The organism is Streptomyces sp. LMG1-1-1.1, assembly GCF_040815545.1.
Classification (GTDB): Bacteria; Actinomycetota; Actinomycetes; order Streptomycetales; family Streptomycetaceae; genus Streptomyces.
Genome location: NZ_JBFPNH010000021.1, coordinates 298,386 through 311,661 on the forward strand (window position 1 = coordinate 298,386; position 13,276 = coordinate 311,661).

15 protein-coding genes are annotated in these 13,276 nt (G+C 69.6%); 9 read left to right on the forward strand and 6 right to left on the reverse strand.

Going from position 1 to position 13,276, the window contains the following annotated elements; genetic code table 11:
• Positions 1–792: 792 nt before the first annotated feature.
• The gene (locus tag MRBLMG1_RS12035) at positions 793–1,131 is read left to right on the forward strand and encodes a MerR family transcriptional regulator (protein WP_367823479.1); all 339 of its coding nucleotides are present in this window, start codon (positions 793–795) and stop codon (positions 1,129–1,131) included.
• A 205-nt stretch (positions 1,132–1,336) separates the two neighbouring features.
• Here the strand turns inward: MRBLMG1_RS12035 and trhA are convergent, their stop codons facing one another.
• Positions 1,337–2,104, reverse strand: coding sequence for a PAQR family membrane homeostasis protein TrhA (trhA, locus tag MRBLMG1_RS12040; RefSeq protein ID WP_414721563.1), 768 nt, complete (start codon positions 2,102–2,104; stop codon positions 1,337–1,339).
• Positions 2,105–2,267: 163 nt separating this feature from the next.
• On the opposite strand from trhA, the gene MRBLMG1_RS12045 reads away from it, so the two are divergent.
• The 7 genes from MRBLMG1_RS12045 (at position 2,268) to MRBLMG1_RS12075 (ending at position 8,667) form a co-directional block, all read left to right on the forward strand.
• Entirely contained in the window at positions 2,268–2,489 is a 222-nt protein-coding gene (locus tag MRBLMG1_RS12045) for an ATP-binding protein (protein WP_046910309.1), read from the forward strand.
• Between the two features lie 402 nt (positions 2,490–2,891).
• Positions 2,892–3,092: a hypothetical protein gene (locus tag MRBLMG1_RS12050; RefSeq protein WP_367823481.1), complete on the forward strand. Its 201-nt coding sequence runs from the start codon at positions 2,892–2,894 to the stop codon at positions 3,090–3,092.
• A gap of 805 nt (positions 3,093–3,897) precedes the next feature.
• Positions 3,898–4,101, forward strand: coding sequence for a cold-shock protein (locus tag MRBLMG1_RS12055; protein ID WP_030939356.1), 204 nt, complete (start codon positions 3,898–3,900; stop codon positions 4,099–4,101).
• A 250-nt stretch (positions 4,102–4,351) separates the two neighbouring features.
• Positions 4,352–5,863, forward strand: a complete 1,512-nt coding sequence (locus MRBLMG1_RS12060; RefSeq protein WP_367823483.1) for a DEAD/DEAH box helicase — start codon at positions 4,352–4,354, stop codon at positions 5,861–5,863.
• 46 nt (positions 5,864–5,909) lie between these two features.
• Positions 5,910–6,269 carry a hypothetical protein gene (locus tag MRBLMG1_RS12065; protein WP_367823485.1) on the forward strand — a complete coding sequence of 120 codons (360 nt, stop codon included), beginning with the start codon at positions 5,910–5,912 and terminating at the stop codon, positions 6,267–6,269.
• A 768-nt stretch (positions 6,270–7,037) separates the two neighbouring features.
• Entirely contained in the window at positions 7,038–7,376 is a 339-nt protein-coding gene (locus MRBLMG1_RS12070) for a MerR family transcriptional regulator (protein WP_367823487.1), read from the forward strand.
• A 307-nt stretch (positions 7,377–7,683) separates the two neighbouring features.
• Positions 7,684–8,667, forward strand: a complete 984-nt coding sequence (locus MRBLMG1_RS12075) for a sigma-70 family RNA polymerase sigma factor (RefSeq protein ID WP_367823489.1) — start codon at positions 7,684–7,686, stop codon at positions 8,665–8,667.
• Here MRBLMG1_RS12075 and MRBLMG1_RS12080 read toward each other — a convergent pair whose 3' ends face one another.
• Positions 8,668–9,336 (reverse strand): DUF998 domain-containing protein, encoded by a 669-nt coding sequence (locus tag MRBLMG1_RS12080; protein WP_367823698.1) that lies wholly within the window; start codon positions 9,334–9,336, stop codon positions 8,668–8,670.
• 346 nt (positions 9,337–9,682) lie between these two features.
• On the opposite strand from MRBLMG1_RS12080, the gene MRBLMG1_RS12085 reads away from it, so the two are divergent.
• A complete protein-coding gene (locus MRBLMG1_RS12085) occupies positions 9,683–9,904 on the forward strand; it encodes a hypothetical protein (protein ID WP_367823491.1) in 222 nt (73 codons plus the stop codon).
• 92 nt (positions 9,905–9,996) lie between these two features.
• On the opposite strand, the gene MRBLMG1_RS12090 is transcribed toward MRBLMG1_RS12085, so the two are convergent.
• The 4 genes from MRBLMG1_RS12090 to MRBLMG1_RS12105 form a co-directional block, all read right to left on the reverse strand.
• Entirely contained in the window at positions 9,997–11,367 is a 1,371-nt protein-coding gene (locus MRBLMG1_RS12090) for an FAD-binding oxidoreductase (protein ID WP_367823493.1), read from the reverse strand.
• Between the two features lie 275 nt (positions 11,368–11,642).
• Positions 11,643–12,029 carry a DUF3592 domain-containing protein gene (locus MRBLMG1_RS12095; protein WP_367823495.1) on the reverse strand — a complete coding sequence of 129 codons (387 nt, stop codon included), beginning with the start codon at positions 12,027–12,029 and terminating at the stop codon, positions 11,643–11,645.
• Positions 12,030–12,203: 174 nt separating this feature from the next.
• A complete protein-coding gene (locus tag MRBLMG1_RS12100) occupies positions 12,204–12,563 on the reverse strand; it encodes a hypothetical protein (protein WP_367823497.1) in 360 nt (119 codons plus the stop codon).
• Positions 12,564–12,649: 86 nt separating this feature from the next.
• Positions 12,650–13,261 carry an MBL fold metallo-hydrolase gene (locus MRBLMG1_RS12105; RefSeq protein ID WP_367823498.1) on the reverse strand — a complete coding sequence of 204 codons (612 nt, stop codon included), beginning with the start codon at positions 13,259–13,261 and terminating at the stop codon, positions 12,650–12,652.
• Positions 13,262–13,276: the final 15 nt, after the last annotated feature.

A 13,276-nucleotide genomic window follows, 5' to 3' on the forward strand; every position in this document is an offset into this window, starting at 1 on the left:
ACCGTCAGGCACACGAAAATCTGCATTGGCCAGAGTAGACATTGGGCAGTGGCGTAGCTATGGTTTCTTCCGTAGCCAAGAAGGACAGCAGGGCCTGGCAGAGACGAACTGCCGGCAAGCAGTACCAGCAGTACAGGTAGTTGCAGTTCGCATGACGGTGCGGCGGCGGAGTTTCGAAGCCAGGGTTGTTGCAGGACGGCGACGGGACTGGCGGCCGGACCGGGTGGCCCGCAGTGATCAGGGGCCGCCGCGCGGGACCGTGGTCATGACATGTGCGGTACCCGTGAGTGCGCAGTTCACAGCAGTGAAGTAATTGGAGTGGTACCCCTGGTGAAGGCGTCGGCTGCGGGCGCGCGCACCGGGAAGTTCGGCAGTGGGGTTCCAAGCCAGAGCAGACGCAGGACGGGCAACGGGGCTGGCTACCGAAGAGTGGCGCTGTCACAGGCCACTGAGCAGTTCGCATCACCAGCAGTACCCGCAGTAGAGCAGTACCAGCAGTACGTAGTACCCCAGTGGTAGGTAGTTGATCACCGAGGGAAGAACGGAGGAACGAAGCACCATCAGGATCGCCCGGACGGAAGACTTGAGTCCGGGTACCGCAGGACATCGTTAGTGAGGTGGTCTCCGGTCAGGCAACCGCGATCCCCGCACTCCCGACAGCAACTGGGTCGGGTACGCGGACACAGAAGGCCGGCGCGGTATCAGGGTCGGCATGTGGTGTAGAAGTTCCTTCGGGGCCCTGGTGCCAGTACGGCACCAGGGCCCCTCCACGCGTTCCGGAGAGAGGTGCAGATGACAGCAGACGACTCGTACGGCCGTCTCGACGACGACGACTATCCCGCCTACACGATGGGCCGGGCCGCCGAGATGCTCGGCACCACCCCCGCCTTCCTGCGGGCCCTGGGTGAGCACCGTCTGATCACCCCGCTGCGCTCCGAGGGCGGCCACCGCCGCTACTCGCGCTACCAGCTGCGCATCGCCGCCCGCACCCGGGAACTCGTCGACCAGGGAACCCCGATCGAAGCCGCCTGCCGCATCATCGTCCTGGAAGACCAGCTCGAAGAAGCCCAGCGCATCAACGCCGAACACCGCCGCGCCACCGAAACGGCCCACCCATCGGCCGTGGCTTGAGGGGGTTCGACTGCCGTCGACACCGGCCGACGATGCGCCGGCGCCGTGAACACCCCCAGGACGAGTTGGTCGGTCTTCAGGAGTGAGGCACACCGCGAGCGTGACCGGGGCAGGCAGGGCCTGCCATCTATTTCCCGGCAGACAGAGGGTCGCTCATACCGCGAGGGCCTCGGATCACTCAACCATGACGCCCCGCTCATCGTGGTCAGTAGGCGGCAAGGAAGATCGCGGTGTAGTGGGCGGTGAAGGCTGCGACGGTCAGTGCGTGGAAGACCTCGTGGAAGCCGAACCAGCGGGGCGAGGGGTCGGGGCGCTGGAGGGCGTAGACGACCGCCCCCGCGCTGTAGAGAAGTCCGCCGGCCACGATCAGGGAGACGACGGCCACCCCGCCGTTGTGGAGGAAGTCGGGCAGGTAGCGCACGGGTGCCCAGCCCAGGGCCAGGTAGCAGGGGGTGTACAGCCAGCGGGGCGCTCCGACCCACAGGACGCGGAAGGCGATACCGACCAGAGCGCCCGTCCACACGATCCACAGCAGGAAGGACCACTGGTCGCGGGCGAGCAGGAGCACGGCCAGCGGGGTGCACGTGCCGGCGATGATCAGGAAGATGTTGGCGTGGTCGAGGCGGCGCAGAATGGCCTCACCGAGTGTTCCCCAGGTGCCGAGATGGTAGACGGCGCTGGTCCCGAACAGCAGCCAGGCCGTGACGGAGTACACGGTGCACGCGAGCACGGCCTGCGGTGTTCCTGCCAGGCAGATGAGGACGATGCCCGCTGCCAGCGACGCGGGCACCATGCCGGCGTGGAGCCAGCCCCGTAGTCTCGGCTTGATCGGTTCCACCAGGTCGGCCGCCCGCTCCACCACGGACTCTCTTCCTTCTCCCGTCAGCGGGGAGGCAGGACAGGTGACGTCGGCGCCTTCTCGGGACACTGCATCCCGTCCTGAAACGGACCGCTGAGTTTCTCTCGCAACCATGGGCACATGCTAGGAATCGGCCCGAAGGGGCTACCAGGGGCCCACCTCATCGCACATGGTCTGTTCGGTCGCGTCGCGATTCCGGTCCTGGCTGCCTGCAAAGGACTGGGCCCGTGGGACATGAACAGCCATAACTGATACGCGTGGGCGCATACTGGCAGCGATGACAAAGCCCAGTGCACCGAAGCGCTTCTTGCCCACCAGCCCCTTCAAAGCCCCGGTTACGCCGCCCCCCAAGCAGTTCGCCGTAGGCGACCAGGTCACACACGACGTGCACGGCCTCGGCCGGGTCACCGGCATCGAGGTCGGGATAGCGGCGGTCGTGGATTTCGGCTCAGTGCAAGAGCGGATCCCGAGTCCGTACGCCAAGATGAGCAAGTTGTAGGACCACCGCGCCCGGTCACAGCACACCAGATCCGTTCACGGACCCCAATGAAGAGGACCCCTGTCATCGACCTGACCTCGCCGTTCTCCGCTCCGGTAGAGACGTCCCCCTGCGCCGCCACAGCATCGCCGCACCCCACCACACATCTCTTCCAGGCGCCCGACTTCGGGGAGATCGAAGCCTTCTTGTTTGACGAGGACGCGCAAGTGTCCGCCTCTGGCACGAGTGCGGCTCGACGCGAGGCAGGCTAGCCCCCACCCGTGACGACGGCTTCGGCGTCGGGCGACGAGGCGTATCCGTTTCCGTCTCCATCTACGGCGTGCGCCGACCGGCTCCGTGCGGGCCCGGACTCTGATGCGTCACCAGACGAGGCGGCGGTGAGCGGCGCATGCGCATGGCGGCATGGATGAGGTCAGCCACGAACAGCATGATGCCGATGAAGAGCAGGAAGAGAAGCCCGTCGACGACGGCACCGATGGTGCCGAGACCTCGCTCGCCGTGGAGGCCGGCTCCGCGACGAGGCGTGCGGTCATCGGGGGCTCGATCCTGTGCGTGGCCGCGGCCCGTAGGACGGCCACCGTCATGGGGGTGCTGGTCATGTGAGCTCCTGTTCGGTTCGTGGAAGACCGTGCCCGTTGGGTGGGTCATGGGCGGGCGCCGCCGGCCAGGCGAGGAAGTCACCCGCTCCACCGCCCGGATCACCGCCGCCATCGACGCGCTGACCGACGAGGGAACGCGTGCCCCCTCGGCCTTGCCAGGCTGGACCCGCGGCCACGCAGCCGCCTTGCCCGCCTGGCCGAAGACGCCACATCGATGCCCGTGGAACGTCGGGGCTCCCTGGTCACGGCACTCGCGGGCTGGCAGCACCCGGCCTGGTACACCCTCCACCGCTGCTGGCGCGAGCTCGAAACGCACCACGTCGACCTGAACGTCGGCTACCGCACGACCGACTGGCCCGGCACGTACGTGACCTGGGCCCTCGACGACACCCTCACGGCGCTCGCCGCCCGCGACTTCCCGGCCGCCCAGGTCGACGTCGTTGTCCGGGCCTCTTCGAGCGTCTTGCGCCGCCGCCGCTCGCCGCGGGTCGACCGCTGTGCTTCCGAGAGGCCGCATTCGGGGTGCACGAATACCTGTGTTCGCGGTCTGAGATTTTGGCCGTCATCGCGGACAGAGTTTTTAGCGGCGACACACAGGGAGAAATGTTCGCGGCACATGGGCTGCGGCGACGTGCTACTGTCGAAGTCAGTTGCAGTTTTGGTACCCAAAAACTTCAAGCGTCTGACGTCGGCCGTGTGCCGTATGGAAGCGCTTTGTATTTCCGGTCATTTCCGGGCAGGGCATCATCGCGGCGACACGGGGTTCGTACGGTACGGACTCCGTCGTAATTGCCCAGAGGAGAAATGACATGGCTACTGGCACCGTGAAGTGGTTCAACGCGGAAAAGGGCTTCGGCTTCATCGAGCAGGATGGTGGCGGCCCTGACGTGTTCGCCCACTACTCGAACATCGCCGCCCAGGGCTTCCGCGAGCTGCAGGAGGGCCAGAAGGTCTCCTTCGACATCGCGCAGGGCCAGAAGGGCCCGACGGCCGAGAACATCGTTCCCGCCTGACGCTGACGCGTAATACAGAGCTGGGGCCCGCATCCCTCGGGGTGCGGGCCCCAGCTGTATGCATTTCGCAGGGTTCTCACGCGCGCATGCGTCACCCTCATTTGTTTCGACGGCCCGCTGGCGTGTCGACCATTCCCCGCCTTGCCGAGCCGCTCACTTTCTCATTCCATTCGGCCGTTCCTGTGATTCCAAAAGCTGTTCATTCGCTGTCGGAATTCTTCGATACGTGCCGTATCCAGGAAGGTTCTGAATGAACCCCACACGCACGAACGGCCGTACCTCCCGCACCCGCCGCAACGGCGGTCACACGTACGACTCCTCCGCCGGAACGGTGCGGGGCGGTCGCCCCGGTTCGTCCGCCGCGAGCCGATCGGGAGGTCCGAGCCGGTCGGGCGGATACGGCAGGCGACCCGCCGCCGTACAGGGGGAGTTCGCACCGCCGAAGACGATCACTCCGGCGCTGCCCGCCGTCGAGACCTTCGCGGACCTGGCTCTGGACCGGCGCCTCCTGGCCGCGCTCACCGCGCAGGGAGTGGCGGTCCCGTTCCCCATCCAGGGCGCGACGCTGCCGAACTCGCTGGCCGGCCGTGACGTCCTGGGCCGCGGCCGGACCGGCTCCGGCAAGACGCTCGCCTTCGGTCTGGCCCTGCTGGCCCGCATCGCCGGCCGGCTCGCCGAGCCCCGTCAGCCGCTGGCCCTGGTGCTTGTCCCCACCCGGGAACTCGCCCAGCAGGTCACCGACGCCCTGACCCCGTACGCCCGCGCCGTGAAGCTGCGCCTGGCCACCGTCGTCGGCGGAATGCCGATCGGCCGGCAGGCGAACGCGCTGCGCGGTGGCGCCGAGGTCGTCGTGGCCACCCCCGGTCGCCTCAAGGACCTCATCGACCGCGGTGACTGCCGACTGGACCAGGTCGCGATCACCGTCCTCGACGAGGCCGACCAGATGGCCGACATGGGCTTCATGCCGCAGGTCACCGCGCTCCTGGACCAGGTCCGCCCCGAGGGCCAGCGGATGCTGTTCTCCGCGACCCTGGACCGCAACGTCGACCTGCTGGTCCGCCGCTACCTCACCGACCCCGTCGTCCACTCCGTCGACCCCTCCCAGGGCGCGGTCACCACGATGGAGCACCACGTCCTGCACGTGCACGGCGCCGACAAGCACCGGCTGACGACGGAGATCGCGGCACGCGACGGTCGGGTGATCATGTTCCTGGACACCAAGCACGCCGTGGACCGCCTCACCCAGGACCTCCTCGACAGCGGTGTCCGGGCCGCCGCCCTGCACGGCGGGAAGTCGCAGCCGCAGCGCACCCGCACCCTCGCCCAGTTCAAGACGGGGCACGTCACCGTCCTGGTGGCGACGAACGTCGCCGCGCGCGGCATCCACGTCGACAACCTCGACCTCGTCGTCAACGTGGACCCGCCGACGGACCACAAGGACTACCTCCACCGCGGCGGCCGTACCGCGCGAGCCGGCGAGTCCGGCACCGTCGTCACCCTGGTCACCTCCAACCAGCGTCGCGGGATGACCCGCCTCATGCAGGACGCCGGCATCGTGCCGAAGACCACGCAGGTCCGCTCCGGCGAGGAAGCGCTCCGCAGGATCACCGGCGCCCAGGCCCCGTCGGGCGTGCCCGTGACGATCACCGCGCCGCCGGCCGAGCGTCGTAAGCGCGGCGCGCCCTCCCGCGGTCGGCGCGGTGCCGCTTCGGCTGCCCGGCACGTGAGCACGCGACGGTCCGCCGTCGACAGGGCAGCCTGAGCGCCACGTCATGCGGAAGCCGCCCCATCCCTTCAGGAGGCACGTTGTGACGTCGGTCCAGATGCAGACCCGCTCGGCCCAGACCAGCCCCGCGCTCAGGACGGTGCGGGACCGGGCCGCCGCGGACCCGGCAGAACTCCAGGTCTGCGATGACATGACCGTCGAGGTGGCGCTGGCCGTCATGGCCGGCGCCCGGACCGGCCGCCTGCTCGTCTGCGACGCCGACGGCCTCGCCGCCGGCCTCGTCACACTGGCCCGCCTCACCGCCGTCCGCGAGAGCTCTGCCTACACGGACCGGCTTCGGCTGCGCGACCTCTCCGGCGACGGCGAGCCGCTCACCTCGGTCTTCCTCACGGCCGAGCGGGCCGTACGGCTCCGCGGGCCCGGCGCTTCGGCGGCGGCCTGACCGTAACGCGCGAGCGAACGTGGGCTGACTCCCGTCAGCCGAGAGGGCCCGACCGGCACACGCCGGTCGGGCCCTTTCGCGTGTCGCGCGCCTGACCGCGCCGTGTGCGCGGATGCGCGGTGGTCAACCTGGCGGTGAACGCTCCGCGACGGTCCGCGACTCTCCGCGCCGGCCGTCGGTGTCGACTACCTGCCCACAGGACACACGAAAATCTATGTCGGCCGGAGTAGACATTGAGTCGTGGCCTGGTTATGGTTTCTCTCGTAGCCCAGAGAGACAGTACGGCCTGGCAGACACGAACTGCCGGCAAGCAGCATCAGTAGGACAGCAAGTCGCAGTGAGCAGGACGGTGCGGCAGTGGAGTTTCGAAGCCAGGGCTTTCGCAGGACGGCGACGGAACTGACGGCTGGACCGGGTGGCCCGCAGTGATCAGGGGCCGCCACTGAGCAGTTCGACAACCCGCAGTACAGCAGTACCGGCAGTACAGCAGTACCCAGAAAGATGATCACCGAGGGAAGAACGGAGGAACGCAGCGCCATCAGGATCGCCCGGCCGGAAGTCTCGGTCCGGGTACCGCAGGACATCGATAGTGAGGTGGTCTCCGGTCAAGCAACCGCGATCCCCGCGATCCCGACAGTCACTGGGTCGGATCAGCGGACACAGAAGGCCGGCGCAGTCTCAGGGCCGGCAGGTGGTGTAGTAGTTCCTTCGGGGCCCTGGTGCCGTACGGCACCAGGGCCCCTCTACGCGTTTCACAGAGAGGTGCAAATGACAGCAGACGACTCGTACGGGCGTCTCGACGACGACGACTACCCCGCCTACACCATGGGCAGGGCCGCCGAAATGCTCGGCACCACCCAGGGTTTCCTCCGCGCCATCGGCGAAGCCCGCCTCATCACCCCGCTCCGCTCCGAGGGCGGCCACCGCCGCTACTCCCGCTACCAGTTGCGCATCGCCGCACGCGCCCGGGAACTCGTCGATCAGGGCACCCCCATCGAAGCCGCCTGCCGCATCATCATCCTCGAAGACCAACTCGAAGAAGCCCAGCGCATCAACGCCGAGTACCGCCGCGCCGCGGAATCAGCCCCGCCACCGGCCTCGGACTGAGGCGAGGTCACCCGTCATCGCTTCCGCCGGTGTACTCCACGGAGAACCCCAAGCGCGCATCCGCGCGCAGGGCCCACGCACCCGGTGTCGGGCCGCTACTCAAGTCGACAGGGCGGCGTCCAGGACGGCGAGGTCGTCCGGGCCGAGAAGCAGTTCGGCCGCCGCGGTGTCGCGCATGCCGTCGCGCCCCCGGGACGCATGTCCTGGGGGCACCGGGCCACGAGGCTTAAACCGACCACCGCGGCCATCACGTCGTCCAGACTGTGGTGCGTCGGGGCGCTCTCGGCATGGCGAGAAGGGGTACGGCATGGGGGACGGCGGGGCACGTGTGACGGCGGAGGAACTGGAGGAGTACCGAGGGGATTTGACCGGGTACTGCTACCGGATGCTGGGTTCGTACGCGGAGGCCGAGGACGCGGTCCAGGAGGCGCTGGTCCGGGCTTGGCGGAGTGCCGATCGGTTCGAGGGCAGATCGTCGGCGCGTTCGTGGATGTATCGGATCGCCACCAACGTGTGCCTCGACGCCCTCGCTTCCAGGAAGCGACGGGCGTTGCCGATGGACTTGTCAGGACCGCAGGACGGCGCCACGGCGCCGGGCGCTCCGTCGGACGACGCGCTGTGGATCGACCCTCTGCCGGGCGGTGATCCCGGGACGGCGGTGACGGTCTCCGAATCCGTGCGTCTGGCCTTCGTCGCCGCGCTCCAGCACCTGCCGGCCAAGCAGCGGGCCACGCTGGTCCTGCGGGATGTCCTGGGCTTCTCGGCTCGCGAGGTCGCCGACCTGCACGGCTCCACCGTCGCCTCGGTCAACAGCGCCTTGCAGCGCGCCCGTGCCACGCTGACCGACCGCCGGCAGGAGGGCGGCAGCGCGCGGACTCCCGCGCCCGAGGGCGTCCGCCGGGTCCTGGCCGAGCGGTACGCCACGGCGTTCTCCCGGTACGACATGGAAGAGCTGAACATGCTGCTTCATGTCGACGCGACCATGTCCCTACCGCCGTACGCGAAGTGGATGCGGGGAGTGGCCGACATCCAGGCGTGGCTGACCGGCCCGGCCATCGGCTGCCGCGGATCGCGGCTCGTCCCGACCGTGGCCAACGGCTCCCCCGCCTTCGGCCAGTACCGCCCCCGAACGGACGGCACCGGCTACGAGCCCTGGGCGCTCCAGGTCGTCGAATTCTCCGGCGACCGCATCGCGAACATCACGGCCTTCCGCGACACCGCGCGTCTCTTCCCGCTGTTCCACCTGCCGGACCGCCTGAGCGAGAACGCCGACCTCGGCGTCCCGGCCTGATCACTTGTCACGGTCCCCGGCCGGAACGCCCGCCAGCCGCGCCGTCACCGCGGTCAGCCACAGAAGGCCGAGGCCGGCGCCCACGGTGAACGCCAGGACGGAGGCGGCCGAGGCCATGAAGCCGGCGAGGACCGCCACGGGCACGATGCGGGACGCGACGGCCCAGCCCCGGAGGCCCCGGGCGGCGAGCGGACGGGCCAGGACGACGAACGCGGCGCACAGGGCGAGGTAGCCGATCATTCCGCCGACCATGTGGGCAGCGCCGTGTCCGCTCATGACGGTCGCCTCGGGCGCTCCGGCGGGAAAGCCCGCCCCGGCGTCGGCGGGGAAGGCCGCCGCGGCCCAGAACGAGACGCCGAAGACGCCGACCAGAACGGGCCCCCACATTCGGCCCGGTGCGCCGCGCAGTGCCCGCCGCAGTCCCGCCGCGCCCGCTGTCAGCAGCGCGCCGGTGATCAGGAAGCTCGCCGTCTGGATCCAGCCCGACTCACCGAGGGCGAGCTGACTGATCGCGTTCCGGGTGAAGTCGAAGCCGTCGCGCGCGAAGCCCTGGGCGAGTCCGGCCGCCAGGAACAGGGGGCCCGCGACCATGCCGCCGGCCAGGGTCCACCGCGCCGCGGAGCGCGAGGTGGGCGCGGCGGAAAGGGCTTGGCGGGGCGCGGTCAGCATGTCGGTCACGGCGGGGCCTTCCTCACGTCAGGGTTGTCGCCCGTATGACCGACGGCCAGGAGCAGAGTCATCGCTCGTGGCGATGTGTACTGGATCACGCCGGAGGAGCCGCGTACTCCGATCGAAGGACGCCGAGAGCCTGGCCGCCGCGCCCTGGACCGGGTCGGGTCCGCCGGTCCGGGCAGCGGGGGGGGCTCGGACCGGAATCGGGCGGTGTCGCATCGCGTGTCGGGGTGGGGCGAGGGGGGCGAATTCGGTGGACACGGAGAGTAGCGGTGTGAGCGTGCAGCGTATTCTCTGCTGCCGGAAGTCCGTCGATCATGCGCCCGGGCGCATACTGGCAGGAATGACAAAGCCAAGTGCACCGAAGCGCTATCTGCCCACCAGTCCCTTCAAGGCCCCGGTCACGCTGCCGCCGCAGCAGTTCGCCGTAGGCGACCAGGTCACCCACGACGTGCACGGCCTCGGCCGGGTCGTCGGCGTCGAGGACGGGATCGCGGCGCTCGTGGATTTCGGCTCGACCCAGCAGCGGATCCTGAGTCCGTTCGCGAAGATGAGCAAGCTGTAGGACCGCAGTCTCGTCGACGTGACCTCGCCGTTCCCCCTATCCCACGAAGCCCCAGGTCTGCGACCTGGGGCTTCTTCGTGTGGTGCGGGGGGTCAGGGCTTGATGTTCTGGTTCAGGTGGAAGAGGTTGTCGGGGTCGTAGGTGCGCTTGACGGCGACGAGGCGGTCGTAGTTGGCCTTGTAGTTGGCCTGGATACGGCTCTGGTCGTCGTCGGCCATGAAGTTGATGTAGCCGCCTTCCTCCGAGTGGGGGGCGGTGGCGGCGTAGTAGTCACGCACCCAGGCGATGTTGTCGTCGTTGGCGGCGGGGTCGGGCCACATGCCGGCGATGACGGTGGCGAACGAGGCGTCGCGGTAGGCGAAGGCGGTGGCGTCGGGGGCGACGCGGTGGCAGGCGCCGTCGATCGGGTAGATGTGCACGGTCGAGTTCACGGCGGGGAGCCGGGGACCGTACTCCAGGTGGGCCGTGATCGCGGCGTCGCTGAGGTCGGTGACGAAGTTGGCCTTCCAGTAGTGCTGGAGGCCGGGCGGAACGAGGGCGTCGAACGCGCTGTTCAGCGCGGGATACGGCATGGGGCCCACGTGCTCGGCGACCACCGGCGCGAAGTCGTGGAAGGCCTTGAGGGCGCTCGGGCCCTCGTCCACGGGGCCGGCCCAGCAGGCCACGATCAGGACGAAGGGGTCGCCGTGCCGGTCCTCGGGGATGAAGGGGAGCGGCGGGGCCAGCTGGAAGGCCGGGAAGCCGCCGAGCTGCTCCGGGGCGCCGGCGATGTGGTCGGCGAAGGAGCGCAGGACGGTGGCGGCGTCCCGCGTCTCGTAGAGGATCGGCCCGCCGTAGATGGTGTCGACGGGGCTGAGCCGGAACTCGAAGGAGGTCACCGCGCCGAAGTTGCCTCCGCCGCCGCGGAGGGCCCAGAAGAGGTCGGCGTGCTCGTCCTCGTTCGCGACGAGGAACCGGCCGTCCGCGGTGACGACGTCGGCGGAGATCAGGTTGTCGCAGCTCAGCCCGAGCCCGCGGGCGAGATAGCCGATGCCGCCGCCGAGGGTGAGTCCGCCGACACCCGTGGTCGAGATGATGCCCCCGGTCGTCGCCAGACCGAAGGCGTGCGTCGCCGCGTTGAAGTCGCCCCAGGTCGCGCCGCCTTCGGCACGAGCCGTCCGGCGCTCGGGGTCGACCCGCACCCCGCGCATGCCGGAGAGGTCGGCCACGACACCGCCGTCGCAGGTGCCGAAGCCGGGCACGCTGTGGCCTCCGCCGCGCACCGCCAGGTCGAGCCCGTTCTCCCGCGCGAAGCCGACCGCGGCCATGACGTCGCCCGCGTTGACGCAGTGGACGACGGCGGCCGGCCGTCTGTCGATCATGGCGTTGTGGACGGTGCGGGACTCGTCGTAGCCGGCGTCGCCCGGGGTGGTGACCGTCCCGCGGACCCCTTCACGCAACTGCTCGATCGAGAGCTTGCCCATAGCGAATCGCTCCTCGTGCGGGTACCCCGCCACGCGCTCAGTCGGCTCGGCTCTCCTTACGCTACGCCGGTGAAGCGAGGCCTCAACTCGATCTCCGGCCGTACGGAAAGCCCCAGGTCGAGGACCTGGGGCCGGTCAAGGAACCCCCTGGGGCCGGGCCGCGGGGGAACACCGTCGGGTGACGATCGCGGACCGCCGACGGCCCCACCACCGGCACGGACTCCGCCGGCCGGCAGTGAGCGCCCTGGCGGCCTGAGGACGGAAGCAAGCGGTCCTCAGCCGCGTACCGCGATCACGACGCGGATCACGCCCGCCACGAGGACCGCGCCGGACACGGCCATGGCGATGACCAGTCCGCGGGTTCCCCTGGGGAGCCGATCCGGGAGGCTGACCTCCTGCGGGCGCTTCGGGTCGTAGATCACGTCGAGACGACCGCCGACCTTCACGGGCGGGAAGACGAAGGGCCCGACGGTGTGCCGCCGGGCAGGACCGCCCCGCGGGGTGTACTCCAGGAGCAGCATGGAACCGGCCGCGACCTGGCCCACGTCGACGCAGAGCGCCGAGGTGCGCACGCCCCGCCTCAGGAGCGGGCCCGCGTGGACGTAGACGCCCAGGGAGACCCCGAAGACGATCAGTGCCGCCAGTGCCGCAAAGGTGATCAACAAGTTCACCGTCATCGCCCCCGTCCGATGGAAAGCCCAGATCATCGCGCAGGGCCGGACGGCGCACAAGGGCGGGCCGCGCAGAGCGCGGACCGTCCCCCCTGTCCCCGTATCCGTCTCTGTATCTGTTTCTGTATCTGACTCTGTATCTGGCTGTGTCTCTGGCCCCGTCGGTCAGTTGTCGATGTAGCTGACGTCTCCCACGGTCCAGGCGCTCACGTCCGCGATGGCGACCCGGTACATGCCGCCGGTCTCCGGGATGCCGACGGTGCCCTGGAGGATGCGGGCGAGGTGGAAGTGGAGGTGCGTGGGCGGATCGCCCTTGCGCTCGATGGGGCGGAAGACACGGGAGAACTCCCCCAGGCGGGCGGAGTCCGTGAGGACCTCCGACACCCGCTGTCTCCACAGGGCTTCCGGGGCCAGTCGCCCCGTGAGGACCGCACCCCCCGTGACCACGGTGAGGGACATCTGATTACTCCGCCCGGACTCCACCGTGGCGGCGATGTCTACGAGCAGCTCGTCAGGCTTCGACATGGAAGCCGATTCTAGAGCGAGCGGTGGCCGTGTGCGCAGGTGCGTGCGATCCCGGCCTGATCCGGCCTGATCGACACGGCACACCCCTAGCGCGGTGCCGTGTCGTCGGCGGGGAAGGCCGGGCCGTGGCCGGGGACGATGACGTCGGCGGTGTCGAGGACGCGGAGGCGGGAGTCGCGCAGGATGCCGTGGTCCGGGGCGACCGGGTCCTCCACCGGGCCGTTGGGCCGCCACCAGAGGTCGCCGACGAAGGCGACGACGCCGGAGTCGGTGCCGGCGAGCAGGGTGATGTCCTCGGCGCTGTGGCCGGGGGTGCGGATGAGGCGCAGCGACGGGGTGAGTTCGTGGCCCTCGGCGTCGCGGTCGGTCCACTGGTCGTTCTCGTAGATCGCCTTGTGGTCGTGGACGCGGGCGTGGCCGAAGAGGCCGACGTTCATGGTGTTGTCGGGGTGGTGGTGGCTGAGGACCACGTCGGTGATGTCGTCCGGGCCGAGCCCGAGTGCGGCCAGCGGGCCGAGGATGCGGTCGCGGCCGGCCACCATGCCGGGGTCGACGATCACGTGCCGGTCGCCGTCGTGGACGTACGACACGGTGGCGGCGACGCCGGGGCCGGTGGAGAGGGTGTAGCCGGTGGTCAGGATCGTGTAGGCGGCGGTACGGCCGCGGGGGGCGTCGGTGCTGCTCTTCGTCGTCGTCATGCCCCCCAGTCTTCT